An 18,566-nucleotide genomic window follows, 5' to 3' on the forward strand; every position below is an offset into this window, starting at 1 on the left:
ACCCATGACGCAGATCAACGAGTCCGGTGAGCAGTTCATCCAGGCGTGGCGGGACAACGCCGCAAAGCTGGAGGCGGCCCACGCCTATCACCCGTCGCAGGAACACGACGCCTGTGGCGTCGGCTTCGTGGCGGCGATTGACGGTACGCCGCGCCGCGACGTGGTGACGTCGGCGATTGCCGCGCTGCAGGCGGTCTGGCACCGCGGGGCGGTCGACGCCGACGGCAAGACCGGCGACGGCGCCGGCATTCACCTGCAGATCCCGCTCGACTTTTTCCGCGAGCACATCGAACACACCGGCCATACCCTCAACGACGGCCGGATGGCGGTCGGCATGGTGTTCCTGCCGCGCACCGACCTCGGCGCGCAGGAGCGCTGCCGGATCATCGTCGAGTCCGAGATCCTGAAGTTCGGCTGCTTCATCTACGGATGGCGCCAGGTGCCGGTCGACATCGAACTGATCGGCGAGAAGGCCAACGCGACCCGGCCGGAGATCGAACAGATCATGTTCTCCAGTCCGGTCAACAAGTCGGCAGCCGAGTTCGAGCGCGACCTGTACATCATCCGCCGGCGCATCGAGCGCGCCGCCCTGGCCGAGCACATCACCGACTTCTACCTGTGTTCGCTGTCCTGCCGGTCGATCATCTACAAGGGGATGTTTCTGGCTGAGCAGGTGGCGTCGTTCTACCCGGACCTGACCGACGAGCGGTTCATCTCGAACTTCGCGATCTACCACCAGCGCTACTCGACCAACACCTTCCCTACCTGGCGGTTGGCGCAGCCGTTCCGGGTGCTCGCCCACAACGGCGAGATCAACACCGTGCGCGGCAACGTCAACTGGATGGCCAGCCACGAGACCCGGATGGCGCACGAGACCTTCGGCGACCAGATCGAGGATCTGAAGCCGGTGGTCCAGTCGGGCTCGTCGGACTCCGCCGCCCTCGATGCGGTGTTCGAATTGATGGTGCGGGCCGGCCGGGAGCTGCCCATGGTGAAGACCATGTGCATCCCCGAGGCCTGGGCCGAGGGCGGCCTGATGCCGCAATCCTGGCGCGATCTGTACGCCTATGCCAACGCGGTGATGGAGCCGTGGGACGGTCCGGCGGCGATTGCCGCCTATGGCGGCCGGTGGGTGCTGGGCGGCATGGACCGAAACGGCCTGCGCCCGATGCGCTACACCGTCACCCGCGACGGACTGCTGATCGCCGGATCTGAGACCGGCATGGTCCGGGTCGACGAAGCGAACGTCGTGGAGAAGGGCCGCCTGGATCCGGGCGAGATGATCGGCGTCGATCTGATCGACGGTGGGGTCTATCACGACAAAGAACTCAAGGACCTTCTGGCCAGCCGCAAGCCGTATGGCGAGTGGATCAAGGAAAGCACCAAGATCGACGACCTGATCCGGGCCGAGCACGAGGAGAAGCCGGCCTTCACCCGCGAGGAGTTGCGCCGCCGCCAGGTGGTGGCCGGCTGGACGCTCGAGGACATGGAGCTGATCCTCCAGCCGATGGCCGAGACCGGCAAGGAAGCGGTCGGCTCGATGGGCGACGACACGCCGATCGCCGTGCTGTCCGACAAGTACCGCGGGCTGCATCACTTCTTCCGCCAGAACTTCAGCCAGGTCACCAACCCGCCGATCGATAGCCTGCGCGAGCGTCGGGTGATGACCCTGCGGACGCGGCTGGGCAACCTCGGCAACATCCTCGACGAGGATTCCGAGCAGTGCGACCACCTGCTGCTGGAAAGCCCGGTGCTGACCAACGCCGAGTTCCACGCCATGCGCGACTACATGGCGGACACCGCGGCCGAGATCGACTGCACGTTCCCGGCCGATGGCGGGCCGAGCGCGATGGAAGAGGCCATCGAGCGGGTCCAGCGCGAGGCCGAGGATGCGGTTCGTGGCGGCTGCACCCACGTGATCCTGTCGGACATGGCGACATGTGCCGAACGGGCGGGCCTGCCGATGATCCTGGCGAGCGGCGCGGTGCACAGCCATCTGGTCCGCCAGCAGCTGCGGACCTTCACCTCGGTCAACGTGCGCTGCGGCGAATGCCTGGACGTGCACTACCTGGCCGTGCTCATCGGCGTCGGTGCCACCACCATCAACCCCTACCTTGCCCAGGAGGCGATTGCCGATCGCCAGCTGCGCAATCTGTTCGGCGACGCGTCGCTGGAAGACGCGCTCGGCAACTACAAGAAGGCGATTCAGGACGGCCTGCTGAAGATCATGTCCAAGATGGGCATCTCGGTGCTGTCGTCCTACCGCGGCGGCTACAACTTCGAGGCGGTCGGGCTCAGCCGGGCCCTGGTGGCCCGGTTCTTTCCGGGCATGAACTCCCGAATCTCCGGCCTCGGCCTGTCCGGCATCCAGCAGAAGGTGCTGCGGATGCACGCCAAGGCGTTCGACGAGGCCGCCGTGCCGCTGCCGGTCGGCGGGCTGTACCGCTACCGCCGCAACGGCGAGCGGCACGCCTTCGAAGGCTCGATGATCCACGCCCTGCAGCGTGCGGTGGAGAGCGACAGCTACCACCTCTACAAGCGCTACGCCGAGGCAGTGTACGCCCAGCCGCCGGTCAACCTGCGCGACCTGCTGCGCTTCAAGGCCAAGGCCGGCGCCGTGACGCTCGACGAGGTCGAGTCGATCACCGACATCCGGCGCCGGCTGGTGGCGCCGGGCATTTCGCTCGGCGCCCTCGGGCCGGAAGCGCACGAGACCCTGTCGATCGCCATGAACCGGATCGGCGCGAAGTCCGATTCCGGCGAGGGCGGCGAGGACCCGGCCCGGTTCCGGCCGCGCCCGAACGGCGACAATGCCAGTTCGGCGATCAAGCAGGTGGCGTCCGGCCGGTTCGGTGTCACCGCCGAGTACCTGAACAACTGCCGCGAGATCGAGATCAAGATCGCCCAGGGAGCCAAGCCCGGCGAGGGCGGCCAGCTTCCCGGCATCAAGGTCAACGGTCTGATCGCCCGGCTGCGCCACGCAACGCCCGGCGTGACCCTGATTTCGCCGCCGCCGCACCACGACATCTATTCGATCGAGGACCTGGCGCAGCTCATCTACGACCTGAAGCAGATCAACCCGGAGGCCCGGGTCTGCGTGAAGCTGGTGGCGTCGACCGGCATTGGCACGATCGCCGCCGGTGTCGCGAAGGCCAAGGCCGACACAATTCTGATCTCCGGGCACGGCGGCGGAACCGGCGCCAGCCCGCAGACCTCGATCAAGTACGCCGGCATCCCATGGGAGATGGGGTTGTCGGAGGTGCATCAGGTGCTGACCCTGAACCGGCTGCGGCACAGCGTGACCCTGCGCACCGACGGCGGCATGAAGACCGGCCGCGACGTGGTGATCGCCGCGATGCTGGGCGCGGAGGAGTTCGGCCTGGGGACGGCCTCGCTGGTGGCGATGGGCTGCATCATGGTCCGGCAGTGCCACTCCAACACCTGCCCGGTCGGGGTGTGCACGCAGGATGAGACCCTGCGCGCGAAGTTCGAAGGCACGCCGGAGCGGGTGGTGAACCTGTTCTCGTTCGTGGCCGAGGAAGTCCGCGAGATTCTGGCCGAGCTCGGTGTGCGGTCGCTGAAGGAGATCATCGGTCGGACCGATCTGCTGGCCCAGGTCAGCCGTGGCGACCCGTCGCTCGACGACCTCGACCTGAACCCGATCCTGGTGCGTGCCGATTCCGGCGGCTTCCCGTCCTACAACACGGTCGAAGGCCGCAACGAGGTGACGGAGACCTTGGACGCCCAGATCATCAAGGACGCCAAGCCGGTGTTCGAACTCGGCGAGAAGATGCAGTTCACCTACAACATCGCCAACACCCAGCGGGCGATCGGCACCAAGCTCAGTTCCAAGCTGGTGCGCAAGTACGGGATGACCGGTCTGCAGCCGGGCCACATCACCGTGCGCCTGCGTGGTTCGGCCGGGCAGAGCCTCGGGGCATTCGCCGTCCAGGGACTGAAGATCGAGGTGTTCGGCGACGCCAACGACTACGTCGGCAAGGGGTTGTCCGGCGGCACCATCACGGTGCGCCCGCAGATGGCGGCGTCATTCGCCTCGCAGGAGAACACCATCATCGGCAACACCGTCCTGTACGGCGCCACCGCCGGCAAGCTGTTCGCCGCCGGTCAGGCCGGCGAGCGCTTTGCCGTCCGCAACTGCGGAGCCGAGGCGGTGGTCGAGGGCTGCGGGTCGAATGGCTGCGAGTACATGACCGGCGGCACCGTGGTGATCCTCGGCTCGGTCGGCGACAACTTCGCGGCCGGCATGACCGGGGGGATGGCGTTCGTGTACGACGCCGACGGCACCTTCGCCCACCGGGTGAACGAGGAGAGCGTGATCTACCAGCGGATCGAGACCGAGTACTGGGAAGACGTGCTGAAGCGCCTGGTGAGCGAGCATGTCCGCGAAACCCAGTCGCGCTATGCCGAGCGGATGCTGATGGACTGGCAACGCGAACTGGCCAAGTTCTGGCAGATCGTGCCCAGGGAGATGATCGCCCGGCTGGCCCAGCCGCTCACCGCCGGCGTGCGCGAGCAGCGGGCCTAGCGCCCCGGAACCCACACGAACGCCGTCACCCCGGGCGCCGCTTGCGGCGACCCGGTCCGTGGTGGGGTCGGAGAAGGAAGCGCCTCACTGCCTGCCGCGGGGTGACGGGGGCATCCGCCCTGGCTACTCTCCGCTCCGGATCCAACCCCGGAGCTTTCCATGACCGATCTGCCCGTTGCCCAGGTGCTGGAGCGTGTCGATGCCAATCTCGATGCCTCGGTCGAACGGTTGTTCGACATCCTGCGCATCCCCAGCGTCTCCACAGACCCGGCGTTTACCGAGCATGTGAACCGCGCCGCCCATTGGATGTCCGATGAGTTGACCGGCCTGGGCTTCACCGCCTCGGTGCGGCCGACCACCGGCCATCCGATGGTGGTGGCCCAGCACCCGGGGCCGGGCGGCGACGCCCCGCACATCCTGTACTACGGCCACTACGACGTGCAGCCCGCCGACCCGCTGGAGCTGTGGAACAGCGGGCCGTTCGAGCCGGTGCTGGTTGACGCGGAGCGCGGCAAGCGGATCGTGGCGCGCGGTGCCGTCGACGACAAAGGCCAGGTGATGACCTGGATCGAGGCGTTCCGGGCCTGGCGCGACGTGCACGGGACCCTGCCGTGCCGGATCACCGTCCTGCTGGAAGGCGAAGAGGAGTGCGGTAGCCCGTCGCTCGACCCGTTCATGGCGGCCAATGTCGACGACCTGAAGGCCGACGTCTGCGTGGTCTGCGACACCGGGATGTGGGACGTCGACCAGCCGGCGATTACCTACAGCCTGCGTGGCATGGTCTACCAGGAGGTGACGATCCACGGTCCGAGCAGGGATTTGCATTCCGGCATGTATGGCGGCGTGGTGGTCAACCCGCTGAACCTGCTGGCCCACATCCTCGGCGAGTTGCATGACGGGAAGGGCCGGGTCCAGATCCCGCATTTCTACGACGACGTGATCCCGGTCGGCGCCAACGAGAAAACGCAGTGGGAGTCGCTCGGCTATGACGAGAAGGCGGCGATGGCGGACATCGGCCTGCCGTCGGCCGGCGGTGGCGAGGCCGGCTTCAACGCGCTTGAACGGCAATGGGCGCGTCCAACCTGCGACGTCAACGGCATCCTCGGCGGCTACGTCGACGCCGGCGCCAAGACGGTGATCGCCCGCGAGGCGATGGCCAAGATCTCCTGCCGTCTGGTCCCCGACCAGGATCCGGACGCGGTAGCGACGAACCTGCAGAAGTTCATTACCGACCGCCTCCCCGAAGGCTACACCGCGTCCTTCGTCGGGCTCGGCGGCTCCCCTGCCATTCGCGTGCCGACCGACTCGCCCTACCTGGGTGCGGCGATGCAGGGCCTGTCCGACGTGTTCGGCAAGGAGGCCTATCTGATCGGTACCGGCGGCTCGATCCCGGCGGTCGGCTCGATCCGCAAGTACCTGGGCATCGACTCCATCCTGCTGGGCTTCGGCCTGGAGGACGACCGGGTGCACTCGCCGAACGAGAAGTTCGAACTGGTCTGCTTCCACAACGGCATCCGTTCCAACGCCGCCGTCCTGGCGCGCATGGCCGGCATCGCCAAAGCCAAGAGCTGAGAGGGCGAAATGACGCTTGCAGGCAAGGTTGCGGTGATCACCGGTGGGACCAGCGGCATCGGTCTCGCCACCGCCGAGGCGCTGTCGGCGCGCGGGGTGAAGCTGGTGCTGCACGGCCGGCGCCGGGAGGTGCTCGAGCAGCACGCCGCCCGGCTGCCGGACTGCGCGGTGCTGGCCGGCGACGTGACCGACCACGACACTCCCAACCGGTTGATCGCGCTGGCGATGGAGCGGTTCGGGCGGATGGACATCGCCTACGCCAACGCCGGGCTGATCCACGCGGCGCCGGTGGAAAGCATCGACCTGGACGCGCTGTCGGAGATGATCCGGGTCAACGTCGACGCGGCGTTCCGCTTCGCCTACACCACCGCCAAGCACTTCAAGGCCGCCGGCAGCGGCCACCTGCTGATGACCGGGTCGGTGTTCGGCACCAAAGTGCGCCCGAACGCCGGCGGCTACGCGGCCACCAACTACGCCGTCGAGGCGTTGTGCGAGGCGCTGCGCATGGAACTGGCCGGCAGCGGTGTGCGGGTGTCGGTGGTGGAGCCGGGGCTGGTGCGCACCGACCTGCACCGCGATCACGCGGTCCGTCCCGAGGTGGTGCAGAACATCCCGCAGCCGCTGCTGCCGGAGGACGTGGCGCGGGCGGTGGTGTTCGCGGTCGAGCAGCCGGCGCACGTACTTGTGCCCAGGATCATGGTTCTGCCCTCGGTGCAGCCGGTCTAGGCTTCCTGCAACCAAGAAACCTGCGGCCTGCCTGCCGTCGCGTTCCCGGAGGAAGCCATGAAGATCACCGGCCTGCGCACCCGGCGCATCCACATTCCGTTCGACAAGCCGATCGGCACGTCGATCCACCGTATCGAGGGGGTGTCCGGCCTGCTGGTCTGGCTCGACACCGACGAGGGCATCACCGGCGAAAGCTATCTCTGGGCGATCGGCCAGCATCGGGTGCCGGTGCTGGAATCGATCGTGCGGATGTTGGGCGAGCGGGCGATCGGCAAGGATCCGCGCGACACCACCGCCCGTTTCGACGAGATGTGGACCGAGATCAATTTCCTCGGCCACAAGGGCGTGTCGCTGTTCGGGATCGCGGCAATCGACTGGGCGTGCTGGGACATCCTGGGCCAGTCGCTGGGGGCGTCGGTGTCGCGCCTGCTGGGCCGGCGCCGCGACCGGGTGACGGCGTACGCCTCGGGCGGGCTGTGGGCTTCGATGACCATCCCGGAACTGGAGGCCCAGGCCAGGGACTTCGTCGCCCAGGGGTTCACGGCGGTGAAGATGCGGATCGGCAAGCCCGACATCGGCGAGGACATCGAGCGGGTGGCAGCGGTGCGCTCGGCGATCGGCTCGCGCATCAAGCTGATGGCCGATGCCAACCAAGGCCTGGCGGTCAACCACGCCATCCGGCTCGGCCGCAAGCTGGAGACCTTCGACCTGGTGTGGTTCGAGGAGCCGGTGCAAGCCTACGACCTGGAAGGCTCGGCCCGGGTGGCGGCGGAGATCGACACCCCGGTTGCCAGCGGCGAGACCGAGTACGGCCGCTACGGCTTCCGCGACATGCTGGAACGCAAGTCGGCCGACGTGCTGATGCCGGATCTGGAGCGGGTCGGCGGAGTGACCGAATGGGTTCGCGTCGCCCACATGGCCGCCGCCTACGACGTGCCGGTCAGCCCGCACATCTTCAGCGAGCACAGCCTGCAGCTGTGCGGCGCGATCTCGAACGTGAACTACGCCGAGCACATGCCGTGGTTCGCCGAGCTGTTCCAGGAGCGGCTGGAGATGGTCGACGGCGACCTGCTGATCCCCGACCGCCCGGGCATGGGCTTCCGCTTCGACCCGGACGCGGTGGGGCGCTACGCCGACGATTGAGGGTGCGGATTAACCGCTATCCCTGCGCCCGGATCGCGCGGACCCGCTTGGCGAGGCGGGTCAGGCCGGCGTCGGGCATGCCGATCTCGTCGAGGTGCTCGACGGTGTTGAACAGGTACTCGCAGCACGGCCCCAGGAAGCCGGAGGCGTGGGCGATGGTCTCGGCCACCGTCTCCTCGGGCAGGACGCCGGTGTAGCGTTCGTGCTTGCGGTTGATGGCGAACCCGATCGCCCTGACCGGGCCCTGCGGGGTCATCGCCGTCATCCAGGTCGGCTTGTAGGAACTGGTCACCATCTCGCGGCGCCAGATCACGTCGAGCTCGCTTTCCACGTGTTCGGGCGCGATCCGGAAAACCACGCCACGGCAGCAACCGCCGCGGTCCAGCGCCAGCATCAACCCCGGCCGTTCGCGCGAGCCGCGGCCGAGGAAGGTCTGGAGGCAGAACCGCCGATGCACCCCGTACACGGTCGCCGGCCGCTTCTCATCGAAATCGAAGGCCGGATTCCAGATCAGCGATCCGTAGCCGAACACCCAGACCGCACCATCCGGCTTGCCGTCCGGCGGGAACATGGCCGCGCGCGACGCGGCCAGGTCTTCGTCGGACATCGGCGTGAAGTGCTGGTCGTGCTTGGCGACCCACTCGCGGATCTTGCCGGAACGGATGTTGTCGCGGGTCAGCGGGATTACGTCGGCGGGAATCTCGGGCGGGCAATCGTTCATCATGATGCGCTGCAATATAGGGCAATTGCGTTAATTCGCGATGAAGACGCCTGGAAACGCATTGGTGACGTCCAGGCATCAAGGCTCATTCCATGCCCTGCATCCACATCTCCCACAGCTTCTCGCCGGCCAGGCAGTCGGTCGGCTCGAGCGGCCCGGGCATCTGGGCCGGGATGATCCTGGGTGCCGCCGACGCGATCTCCAGCACGAGCTTGCGGCGGATGGCGGAGATGAACTCGTCCGGGTCGACGACGGTGACGATGAACGCGCCGAAGCCGCCGATCACGCAGTCCTCGTAGTAGATGTCCAGGTTGGTGACGTCGAAGAACCCGGACGGCCAGCGCTGTTTCAGCATGATCGGCAGGCCGTTGATGATGATGCCCCGATCGAGCACCCGGTCGCGGGCGTGCACCACCGCCATGCCCTGGTTGTTCGGGCCGTCGCCGGAGATATCGATCACCTTGCGGTTGCCGGCGAAGCCGCTGTTGGTGAACAGGGCGGCGGAGTACAGCAGGGCGTCGGAGATCGAGGTGCGGCGCTGGGCGTCGAACGGTGCTGCCGCCAAGACCCGGGCCACCTGTTCGCCGGACGCCGCATCTTCCACCAGCGTCCAGGGCAACACCACCCGCTGCAGCCCGGTCCCCGCCCACTCCACATAGGTGACCGCGATCCGGCCGATCGGCCCGGAGCGGATGGCGCGCAGGACCTCCGGGTCACGGAACGCGGCAACGTACCCGGCACGCTGCAACGCCTGCTCGTCAGGATCCATGGAGCGGGAGATGTCGACCGCCAGCACCAGTTCCAGGTCGACCGGGACGCCGGTCGCCTGGGTCAACGACTGGGCATGGGCCGATGGCGGACCGGCGCTAAACCATGCCACCAGGGCCACCAGGGCCCAACGCAGCCATCCAAGTCGCATCGGCCACCTCCGTCAAAGCCGCATCCGGCTCGTTCAGACGCTCCCACCGCAGATCCTAGCAGAGCCAGATGGCCTCGTCGCAAGGCGCGTTCAGTATCCCAGGCTCGGCCGCACCCGGTTGCGCAGCGGGCGGCCGTCGAGCAGACGTCCGAGGTTGTCGAACACCAGGTCCAGGGTTTTCGGCACGTAGCTGACGTCGTCGTCCGACGATACATGGGGGGTGATGATCAGGTTCGGCACGTCCCACAACGGGGAGCCCTCTGGCAGCGGTTCGGGGTCGTGCACATCGAGGATCGCCCCGCCGATCCAGCCGTCGCGCAGCCGCTCGGCCAGTGCCGCCGCATCGACCACCGGCCCGCGGCCGAAGTTGATCAGCCCGGCGCCCGGCTTCATGGTGTCCATCGCCGCTCCGTCGATCAGGTGCCGGGTTTCCTCGGTCAACGGCGTGGTGACGTGAACGAAATCCGCCTCGGCCAGAACGTCATGGAGCCGGTCCGGGCCGACCATCCTGTCGACAAAGCGCCGTGCCCGTCCGCCGCGGCGCACGCCCAGCACCCGCAGGCCGGCCTTCTTGAAGGCGCGGGCGGCAGCGTGGCCCATCTCGCCGACGCCGACCACCACCACCGTCTTGCCGGTGACTGGGGTGGCGAACGCGGGTGCCCAACGCCGGTGGCGCTGGTCGGTGATGTAGGCCGGGATCCGGTTGTTCAGCATCAGCACCGCCATCAGCGCCGACTCCGCGGTCTTCTCGGCGTGCACCCCTCGGTTGTTGGTTAGGGTCACGCCGGACGGCAGCCAGTCCAGCGGACGCAGGTGCTCGACCCCGGCGCCGATGATGTGGATCCAGCGCAGGTCCGGCGCTCGTCGGGCCAGGTCCGCGGTCGGCAGATCCCAGGTGACCAGGGCGTGCGCGGTCGCCATCGACTGGTCGAACCGGTCAAGGTCGAAGTCGATCAGGGTATCGACACGCGACGCCACCTCCGGCCGCCGCGCGGCGGCGTCGGCGACACGCTCGGCGGTCATGCGGAACACGTCCTCGCCGGCCCGATTGTTCTTGACGTGAAGTCGGACTCGATCGAGACCGGTCACCGGTACCCTCCCTCTTCGTGGACCGTCATGCTAGGCCGTGTCGGGGCGGTTCCGCAAACCGCCCGGACCACTCGAAAGCCACTGTCCATGACCCGCCCCGCCGCCGATCTGGCCAACGCGCCACACCCGGATGTACCCGCCTCGCCGCCGCCCGATCGGCCGCTGCTCGGGATCGGCTTGATGCTGGCCTCGGTGGCGCTGCTGCCGATCATGGACGGGTTCGCCAAGGCTATGGCGGACAGCTTCGCGATCGTCCAGCTGATCTGGGCGCGGTTCCTGTTCCAGTCGCTGCTGATCGTGCCGTTGGCGCTGGGCACCAGCCCCAGGGCGATGCTGCGGCCCGGCCACCTGCCGCTGCAACTCGGGCGCGGGGTCGGGATCCTGATCGGGACCTTCCTGTTCTTCTCGGCGATCCGCACCATGCCGATCGCCGACGCGCTGGCGCTGCTGTTTATCGCGCCGCTGATCGTGACCGCCCTGTCGCCGCTGGTGCTGGGCGAGCCGGTCGGGGTCCGGCGCTGGATGGCGGTGCTGGTCGGGTTCGGCGGCGCGCTGGTGGTGCTGCGGCCCGGTTTGACGGTTTTGCAGCCCGGTGCGCTGCTCGCTCTGGGCGCCGGGGCCAGCTTCGCAGGCTACGTGTTGCTGACCCGGCGCTTGAGCCATGCCGCTCCGCCGTTGGTGACGCTGGCGATCACCTCGCTGGTTTGTCTGGTGGTCACCAGCGCCCTGCTGCCGGCCGTCTGGGTGACACCGCAGCCGATGCAACTGGCGGCGATGGCGGCGATGGGCGCCATCGGTGCCGGCGGCCACTACCTGATGATCCGGGCGTTCGAGAAGGCGCCGGCGTCCTTGCTGGCGCCGTTCGGCTACGGCGAGATCCTGACCGCGACGATCGTCGGGTACTACTGGTTCGGCGATTTTCCCGATGGCATGACCTGGCTGGGCATCGCGATCCTGATCGCCAGCGGGATCTACATCTCGGTGCGCGAGCGGGTCCGGCGGGAAGAAACCGGACACTGACCGATCATCGAACTGGCGCATGGGGCAGCACGCCGCCATGATCGCCGGCGCCGCTGCCCGCTTGATTTACTGGCGTGGATGCGGTTTTTATCGTTACGCTCCCGTTTCGCGAGGAGCCAATGGGGAGATGATGGGGAATGCCCGAGAAGATCGACTTCTCTAAGGTGAGTTTCCTCATTGTCGACACCAACCCGCTGTCAAATCAGCTGGTTCGCGACATCCTGAGCGTCCTGGGTGCGACCGCGATCCGCTCGGCCAACTCGGTTGAGCGGGCATGCAGCATTCTGCGGCGTGATCCGGTGGACATCATCATCACCGAGTATCATCTGGAGCCGGACAACGGCCTGGCCCTGATCGACTGGGTCCGCAGCAGCCCCGAATCGTCGGACCGGATGATCCCGATCATCATGCTGACGGCCAATTCCGAACAGGATTACGTCATCAACGCGCGGGACAAGGGCGTGACCGAGTTCCTGGCCAAGCCGTTCAACGTCGAAGGACTGTATCGGCGGCTGGTGGCGGTCATCGCCAAGCCGCGCTCCTTCGTGAATGCCGACGAGTATTTCGGTCCGGACCGCCGCCGGCGCCAGGTGCCGTTCGGCGGCCCTGACCGTCGCGGCTCGGACGGCTGAGGCCGGCGCCATGGCACGCCGTGCACAGATCATTCCGCCTCGCGCCGATCTGAAGCGGAAGGCCGTCAACCTGACGACCGGCTTCGATCTGCGTCTGACGCCGGAACTGATCAAGCAACTCGAGGAGGTCGTTCACAAGTCGCGTGACGGATTCACGCAGGACATCGGCGAACGCCTTGCCGCCATGCGCCAGTTGCTGTCCGACACCGGGCCTGAGCCCGAGGCGCAGCAGAAGCTGGTCACTACGTTGTATGAATCATCGCTCGCGATCAAAGGTGCCGGCGGGACCATCGGATACGATCTGCTGACCCTGATCGGCAAGTCGCTGAACGATTTCGTGACCGGCCTGAAATCCCTCGACGATCGCCAGCGCCCGGTCGTCGGACTGCACATCGATGCGCTCTACGTCGTGCTGGCAAACCGGATCACCGGTCGTGGCGGTGCGGTCGAGAAGGCAATCGTCGATGCCTTCGTCGAAGCCCGGCGCAAGTTCCGGCCGGACGGCAAGGATGGAGAATCGGGTGACCAGCAGCGAGACGCATGACAGTCGCGGCCGGGTGAACTATTTTTTCGAGGTTGGACGGACGTCGGGCGAGGCAGGCATGAACGAGATCGACACGCGGGATCGTCAGGCGTTGGGGTTGCTGTCGGAGACGGTGACGGCCGAACTCGGACCGGCCAGCGTAGTCGCACGCGAGGTCAATCGGGCCTATCGCTCCGGCCGCCGTGCCGACCTGCGCACGGCGTCGGCCGCGTTCGATGCGTTGCCGGGCTGGCAGAGAACCCGCATCAACGGCGACGCCACCCGCCGGGCCAAGCGTCTGAAAGCCCGGCTGCTGCAGAGCACGGCACGCGACTGGCGCGATCTGTCCGCTCCCGACGAACGGATCACGATCCCGACACCACCGCGCTTCCTGCGCCCGAAGTGATTTCGGCGCAGCATCGGTTGATCACCTCTTGCGTTCAGGACACCGGCTTGGCCTTTTAAAAACAAGGCGTTTCGGCTATAGTGGCGTTTCAGCCGTCGGACTGGCATCCATGAAGCTGACCGGTTCGGACAAGGCTCTATCGCGATAAGAGCGACGAACGGCCCGAATCTTCGCCGAGAACGTCGAAGATCGGTTGGCCGCTCGCGAAGGGGAAAGAACGGCATGCGCGGCAGGACACCGGCTCCACGCCCACAGCCTACGATCATTGAGCACTTCGCCAAGGAATTCGCGAAGTTTCTCAACAATGTTCAGAACAACGAGGTGGACATCCTCGGCTCGTTCCTGATCGAGAACGAGTGGGACAAGTATGAGAAAGACGCCAAGGACGTAATCGAATCCCTGGAACTCGCAGGGTTCATGATCGTCCCCAAGGTTCCGAGCGACGAGATGGTGGCCGCTGCCGACCAGACCTTGTCCAAGGGAATGATGGCATCGGCGTCGCGCGGTTACATTTCGGCCGTCTGGGGCGCCATGCTCAATGGCTGGCTCGAGAGCCGGAACGCCAACCTGATCCTCGATATCTTCTCCATGGCTTTGGCGCGTGCCTCGAACCCGAGCTCGCGGCGCGATTCGTCAATGTTCGACGCCTCGTTCCAGCGCTTCCGCAAGCAGAGCCAGGATATCCTGGCGGGCCTTGAGAAGACCGGTCTGGCCGTCGTGCCGGACGAGCCGGCGCCGGTCATGATTGCCGCCGGCGTGGCCGAGACGGCCGAGCATCGGTCGCGCACCAACCAGCAGATCGGCGCCGATCCCACCTACATCGCCAAGATCTACGAGAACATGCTGGTGGCCCGGCCGAAATAGGTTCGATCGGCCGGTCGTTCGGATCGTTTCAATTTACCTGGATGTGATCGGGCAGTGCTGCGGCACTGCCCGTTTCGTTTCAGCCGAGCGGCTTGCGCCGGTATGCGGACGCCAGCAGGGTGACGGCCTGCTTGTGCCGCACGCTGCCCTGGGGCGGTGGCGATCCGACACTGCGGGTGCTCGACATCGATTGCCCGTTCCGCGAGCCGAGCGCCGCCAGCAGTTCGGCCTCTCGGATCGGCGCACGCGGGCGGCCGACCCGGTCGGCGCGCCCGACCGCTCGCTGGATTGCAAGTGCCGCGAGGTTGTTCAGCAACGGCGCCGTCATCGCTTTGTAGAGCTTCGCATCAGCTTCCGCCCAGACGCGCAACAGCAAGCTGGCTTCGTGCCGATTTCCGCCGGTTGCCTCAAGCGCTTCCAGCGCCTTGGCCTTTACGTAGTCCTGTCCACGCGCCATCGCCCATGCCCGAATTCGTTCCCGGTTCGATTCTACCAGAGTTGGCGGGATTCTGCCACGCCAGTACTGGAAACCGCCTGGGGACGGTACCACGTGAAAGGTTAATTATTCCTTCCGGGGGCATTGATGGTCGCTCGGTTCCTGATCAAGACAGTGACGGCGGGGCTTGCCGTGGTCCTTGGTATGGGAGCCGCCGGCGATGTTCCCGTTCGGGCGGCCGATGGGCCTGAAGCTTCTGTGGTGATGGTCGAAGCCCACGTTCCGGCCGATGCGCGCAGCGCCGCCACCCTCGGACCGATGCGGCGCGGCGGCGGGATCGTCATCGACAAGGGCGGGCTGGTCCTGACCATCGGCTATCTGGTCCTGGAGGCCGACCGGGTGCAGGTGGCCGACGCGACCGGGCGCGAGGTCCCGGCCGAGATCGTCGCCTACGATCATGAGACGGGGTTCGGCCTGCTTCGCGCGGGCGGGCCGCTGCGTGCAACGCCTGCCCGGCTCGGTTCGTCGAGCGGGATGGCCGCCGGCCAGCATGCCACGGCGGTCGCTCCGGGGGTTCTGGCCCCGGCGATAGTCGTCGCTCGTCGCAGCTTTGCTGGCGGCTGGGAGTATCTGCTCGAGGACGCGCTGTTCACGACGCCGCCGATTCCGAACTTCGGCGGCGCTGGACTGTTCGATAGCGAAGGCAGGCTGATCGGCATTGGTTCGCTGATCGTCGGGGACACGGCGGGAGATGGGTCCGGACCCCCCGGCAACATGTTCGTTCCGATCGACCTGCTGCCCCCGATCCTGGCCGACCTGCTGGCGTTCGGCCGGGCCACCGCACCGGCGACTCCCTGGCTGGGTCTGTACCCGGAACCCACACGGGGAGTGTTGATGATTTCCCGGGTCTCGCCCGGCGGGCCCGCGGACAAGGCCGGCATCGTGCCCGGCGAAGTGATCGTCGGCCTGGGGGATGAGCCGATCGGCCAACTCGACACCTTGTGGCGCCGGGTGCGCGCGCTCGGCCCCGCCGGAGTCGACGTACCCCTGCGAATCCTGTCGCGCGGCGGGGTCCGGGACGTGACCCTGAAGTCCGGGGACAGGCGCGACTGGCTGAGGCTCGAGCGGACCTACTAGGCTCGCGCTCTGGCCTCCAGGTCCCGCGCCAACGCATCGGGAATGGAGATCCCGCCTGGTGCGGCTGCACGTTTGGCGAGGCGGCTGTCACCGGGCAGGCGTGTGCCCGGCTGGTTCAGAATCTCAGCGAACATCTCCTCGGCGCGGGCAATGGTGCCGGCACCACCGCCGAAGGCGTTCGGGTCGATCACCAGGATCAGATGGCCGATCGAAGGCGGTGCCCCGGTCGGCTCGAAGAACGACGAACCCTGGTAGCCGAAATTGGAGCCGGTCAGCGCCCCGCACAGCAACTCGATCATCAAGCCCAGTGCTGCTCCCTTGGCGCCGGCCGTGCGGCCGCCCAGCGGTGCCATCGACCCGGTCAAGGCAACCTTTGCATCGGTCGTTGCATGACCGTCGGCGTCGAGCGCCCAATCGTCCGGGATGGCCTCGCCGGTTTTGTCGGCAAGGACGACCTTGCCGCGGGCAACGGTGGATACGGACAGGTCGATGACCAGCGGCGGACGGCCGTCGCCGCGCGGGCAGGCGAAGGCGATCGGGTTGGTGCCGTACAGCGCCTTCGACCCACCCCAGGGCGCAATGGCGGCCGGGGTGTTGGAGAAGGCCAGCGCCATCAGCCCGCGGTTGGCGGCATCCTCGACATGATGGCCGGCAACCCCGAAGTGGTGGCTGTGCTTAATGCCGATCGCGACGATCCCGGTTTCCCTGACGATCTCCGCGGCGCTGTCCAGCCCGAGGCGGATCGCCGGAAAAGCGAATCCGATCCGGGAGTCGACGTCGAGCACGGCAGCGGCGGTGCGGGTCACCGTCGGCGTGGCGAAGCCGTCCACCTTGCCGTTCATCGCCTGCTCGGCGTAGGGCGGCACCCGGGCGACCCCGTGGCTGGAGATGCCATCCGCTTCCGCGCGCACCAGGGCGTCGGCGACCACGCGCGCCGTCTGCGGGTCGACCTTGCTGTTCACGAACACCCGGATGATCAGGTCGGTGAGGTCGGCTGGGCTGTACTGGGGCACGGTAAGGTCCGATCGAGACGGAAAGGGGCTCCCTGTCGATAGCCCGAGGGGTTCGGCCGTGGCAAGCCGCAGGCTCCTGAACGGGCAGCTTCATTGCGCTGCCTCCATACGATGCCTAAGCTTCGATACGGTGGGGCAGGCGCTCGGGTGATCCCGGGCGGTGGAGATGTGGGGATGGACGTCGACGGACTGCGATCGACGATCAAAGAGGCCGACAGCCGGCAGTTCGTCGATGCGTGGCTGAAGTGGCGCGGCAACCGGATGGTTCCGACCCGCGACGACATGGACCTTGGCGACATCAAGTCGAACCTCGGCACCCTGGTGCTGTTCGATGTTGTTGGACCGGACGACATCATGTTCCGGCTGTGTGGGTCCCGCCTGCGCATGGATGACGTGATCGACTTCGAGCCGACGGGTCGAAACTACAAGGATCTGACGTCACCCGAAGATTGGCCGGCGCGAAGCCATCGTTTCATGACTATGTCGCGCCATCCCTGCGGGGGAGTGATGACGCTGCGGCTGCAGGGGAAGCGCGGCGGTCAGGTCACACATCTGGAATGCGTCAACCTGCCGGTCGCCACGTCCGCCGATCCATCCGTGCCTTGCCAGCTGATCTGCTGCAACACACCGCTCGAGCCAAAGCTCGGCATGGCCGAACCGCCTCGGTTGCGGACGTTCCCGGCAGTCTCCGGTTTCGTGTTCGTCGACATCGGCGTCGGGGTAACCGAACACTGACACCACACACGCAAACGTCAGCGACGCGGGGCTATTGCGATGGCGCCTTCCGGGCCTTCGGACGGTTGTTCGTCACCTCCCAGGCATCGGCTTTCGCGATGAGTTGCTTGAACGCCTCGCCGTTGGTCAGCAGGTCGGCCTTCAGCTTCGGCGGGAGAGGCTTCGGGTCGTTGTAGTCGTCCACCGGCATCTTGCCAGAGCGCACTTCGTCGAGCACAGCGTCGATCGCGCTGACCGCATGATAGGGAGTCTGCAGAAGGGTCAGCTTGTTCATCTTGCGATGCCCCTCCGGCATGTGACAGACGGTGCAGTCGGCGTCGCGGAAGTTGATCGCCATCTTGCGGTAGGCGTCGTCGAGCAACGGCAGGCTGGGGTTGTCCTGGCTGTACATCTCGGAGAACAGCGTCACCACCGGCTGCGCGCCGCCACTGTCGTCGCGCCACATCCATTCGCCCAGGAAGGTCGGGTGCTCGACGTGAACATAGGGCCCGCGGTTCGCGTCGGAACCGACGCTGGCCCGGTAGGCGAAGACCACCTTGCCGTTGCCGTCGATGCGGAACCGCAACTCGTTCGCGGTCTCGTACGCTTCCCACTTTGCCGGCGCGTGCCAGAACGGATACGGATAGCGCCCCGGCGGCAGCTGGTTGCGGAAGTATGCCTGGACCCCGATGGTCGTGAGGCCGTCAGGGGCCTGCTGCACCCTGAACTCGCCGGTGTACATGTACAGCGACATGTACATGTCCTGGTACAGGTCGCCGCGGAACACCGAGGTCTTCTTGTCCTTGATCCAGCGCTTTTCCGACTGTTGCCCGCCAAACAGGAGGAAGTCGTTGCGCATCCTGGCCTCGACTCCGGTGCCGATGCCCTCGCGGCAAGCCTCGTGCGCCGCAATGTCGCCAGGCGACGCCATCGGGCAGGATTTGGCGAGCGAAGCCGCCAGTTCGGCTGCGAATTTGTTCACGTCGAACGGCGCCTGGGCTTCGGCGGCCTGCGGAGCGAAGCCGACCGCCGCCACAACGATACCGACAATCCAGAAACCGAAGGATCGCGGGTGCTTACGGGAGAAGAGGTTCAGGCGCATGGG

Annotated in this window: 17 protein-coding genes; 11 read left to right on the forward strand and 6 right to left on the reverse strand. The window is 66.9% G+C overall.

Going from position 1 to position 18,566, the window contains the following annotated elements:
- Positions 1–4 precede the first annotated feature (4 nt).
- The 4 genes from gltB to RIC54_RS06470 all read left to right on the forward strand — a co-directional run bounded on the left by gltB (position 5) and on the right by RIC54_RS06470 (position 7,987).
- A complete protein-coding gene (gene gltB, locus RIC54_RS06455; protein WP_350085610.1) occupies positions 5–4,546 on the forward strand; it encodes a glutamate synthase large subunit in 4,542 nt (1,513 codons plus the stop codon).
- Between the two features lie 159 nt (positions 4,547–4,705).
- Entirely contained in the window at positions 4,706–6,118 is a 1,413-nt protein-coding gene (locus RIC54_RS06460; protein ID WP_350150869.1) for a M20/M25/M40 family metallo-hydrolase, read from the forward strand.
- 9 nt (positions 6,119–6,127) lie between these two features.
- The gene (locus tag RIC54_RS06465) at positions 6,128–6,844 is read left to right on the forward strand and encodes an SDR family oxidoreductase (protein ID WP_350150871.1); all 717 of its coding nucleotides are present in this window, start codon (positions 6,128–6,130) and stop codon (positions 6,842–6,844) included.
- Between the two features lie 57 nt (positions 6,845–6,901).
- Positions 6,902–7,987 (forward strand): mandelate racemase/muconate lactonizing enzyme family protein, encoded by a 1,086-nt coding sequence (locus RIC54_RS06470; RefSeq protein ID WP_350085616.1) that lies wholly within the window; start codon positions 6,902–6,904, stop codon positions 7,985–7,987.
- A 16-nt stretch (positions 7,988–8,003) separates the two neighbouring features.
- On the opposite strand, the gene RIC54_RS06475 is transcribed toward RIC54_RS06470, so the two are convergent.
- The 3 genes from RIC54_RS06475 to RIC54_RS06485 form a co-directional block, all read right to left on the reverse strand.
- Positions 8,004–8,711 carry a gamma-glutamylcyclotransferase gene (locus tag RIC54_RS06475; protein WP_350085619.1) on the reverse strand — a complete coding sequence of 236 codons (708 nt, stop codon included), beginning with the start codon at positions 8,709–8,711 and terminating at the stop codon, positions 8,004–8,006.
- An 82-nt stretch (positions 8,712–8,793) separates the two neighbouring features.
- Positions 8,794–9,627 (reverse strand): DUF1194 domain-containing protein, encoded by an 834-nt coding sequence (locus RIC54_RS06480; protein ID WP_350085622.1) that lies wholly within the window; start codon positions 9,625–9,627, stop codon positions 8,794–8,796.
- Between the two features lie 90 nt (positions 9,628–9,717).
- Positions 9,718–10,716, reverse strand: a complete 999-nt coding sequence (locus RIC54_RS06485) for a D-2-hydroxyacid dehydrogenase (RefSeq protein ID WP_350085625.1) — start codon at positions 10,714–10,716, stop codon at positions 9,718–9,720.
- Positions 10,717–10,803: 87 nt separating this feature from the next.
- Here RIC54_RS06485 and RIC54_RS06490 point away from each other — a divergent pair, with 87 nt between their 5' ends.
- The 5 genes from RIC54_RS06490 to RIC54_RS06510 all read left to right on the forward strand — a co-directional run bounded on the left by RIC54_RS06490 (position 10,804) and on the right by RIC54_RS06510 (position 14,161).
- Positions 10,804–11,736, forward strand: coding sequence for a DMT family transporter (locus RIC54_RS06490; RefSeq protein ID WP_350085628.1), 933 nt, complete (start codon positions 10,804–10,806; stop codon positions 11,734–11,736).
- Positions 11,737–11,873: 137 nt separating this feature from the next.
- Positions 11,874–12,368, forward strand: a complete 495-nt coding sequence (locus RIC54_RS06495; protein WP_350085631.1) for a response regulator — start codon at positions 11,874–11,876, stop codon at positions 12,366–12,368.
- Positions 12,369–12,378: 10 nt separating this feature from the next.
- Positions 12,379–12,912: a hypothetical protein gene (locus RIC54_RS06500; RefSeq protein WP_350085634.1), complete on the forward strand. Its 534-nt coding sequence runs from the start codon at positions 12,379–12,381 to the stop codon at positions 12,910–12,912.
- Positions 12,890–13,297: a hypothetical protein gene (locus RIC54_RS06505; RefSeq protein ID WP_350085637.1), complete on the forward strand. Its 408-nt coding sequence runs from the start codon at positions 12,890–12,892 to the stop codon at positions 13,295–13,297. The genes RIC54_RS06500 and RIC54_RS06505 overlap by 23 nt, the downstream gene beginning before the upstream one ends.
- A 222-nt stretch (positions 13,298–13,519) precedes the next feature.
- A complete protein-coding gene (locus RIC54_RS06510; protein ID WP_350085640.1) occupies positions 13,520–14,161 on the forward strand; it encodes a hypothetical protein in 642 nt (213 codons plus the stop codon).
- Between the two features lie 79 nt (positions 14,162–14,240).
- On the opposite strand, the gene RIC54_RS06515 is transcribed toward RIC54_RS06510, so the two are convergent.
- Complete coding sequence (locus RIC54_RS06515; RefSeq protein ID WP_350085643.1) at positions 14,241–14,618, reverse strand: hypothetical protein; 378 nt, start codon at positions 14,616–14,618, stop codon at positions 14,241–14,243.
- A 126-nt stretch (positions 14,619–14,744) separates the two neighbouring features.
- Here RIC54_RS06515 and RIC54_RS06520 point away from each other — a divergent pair, with 126 nt between their 5' ends.
- Positions 14,745–15,734 (forward strand): S1C family serine protease, encoded by a 990-nt coding sequence (locus tag RIC54_RS06520; protein WP_350085646.1) that lies wholly within the window; start codon positions 14,745–14,747, stop codon positions 15,732–15,734.
- Here RIC54_RS06520 and RIC54_RS06525 read toward each other — a convergent pair.
- Positions 15,731–16,747: an Ldh family oxidoreductase gene (locus RIC54_RS06525; protein WP_350085648.1), complete on the reverse strand. Its 1,017-nt coding sequence runs from the start codon at positions 16,745–16,747 to the stop codon at positions 15,731–15,733. The two genes, RIC54_RS06520 and RIC54_RS06525, sit on opposite strands and share 4 nt — an antisense overlap.
- Positions 16,748–16,921: 174 nt before the next feature.
- Between RIC54_RS06525 and RIC54_RS06530 the strand changes: the two genes are divergently transcribed.
- Positions 16,922–17,482, forward strand: coding sequence for a PAS domain-containing protein (locus RIC54_RS06530; protein ID WP_350085650.1), 561 nt, complete (start codon positions 16,922–16,924; stop codon positions 17,480–17,482).
- A 31-nt stretch (positions 17,483–17,513) separates the two neighbouring features.
- On the opposite strand, the gene RIC54_RS06535 is transcribed toward RIC54_RS06530, so the two are convergent.
- Entirely contained in the window at positions 17,514–18,563 is a 1,050-nt protein-coding gene (locus RIC54_RS06535; protein WP_350085652.1) for a hypothetical protein, read from the reverse strand.
- Positions 18,564–18,566: the final 3 nt, after the last annotated feature.

It is taken from the genome of Thalassobaculum sp. (assembly GCF_040219215.1).
Classification (GTDB): Bacteria; Pseudomonadota; Alphaproteobacteria; order Thalassobaculales; family Thalassobaculaceae; genus Thalassobaculum_A.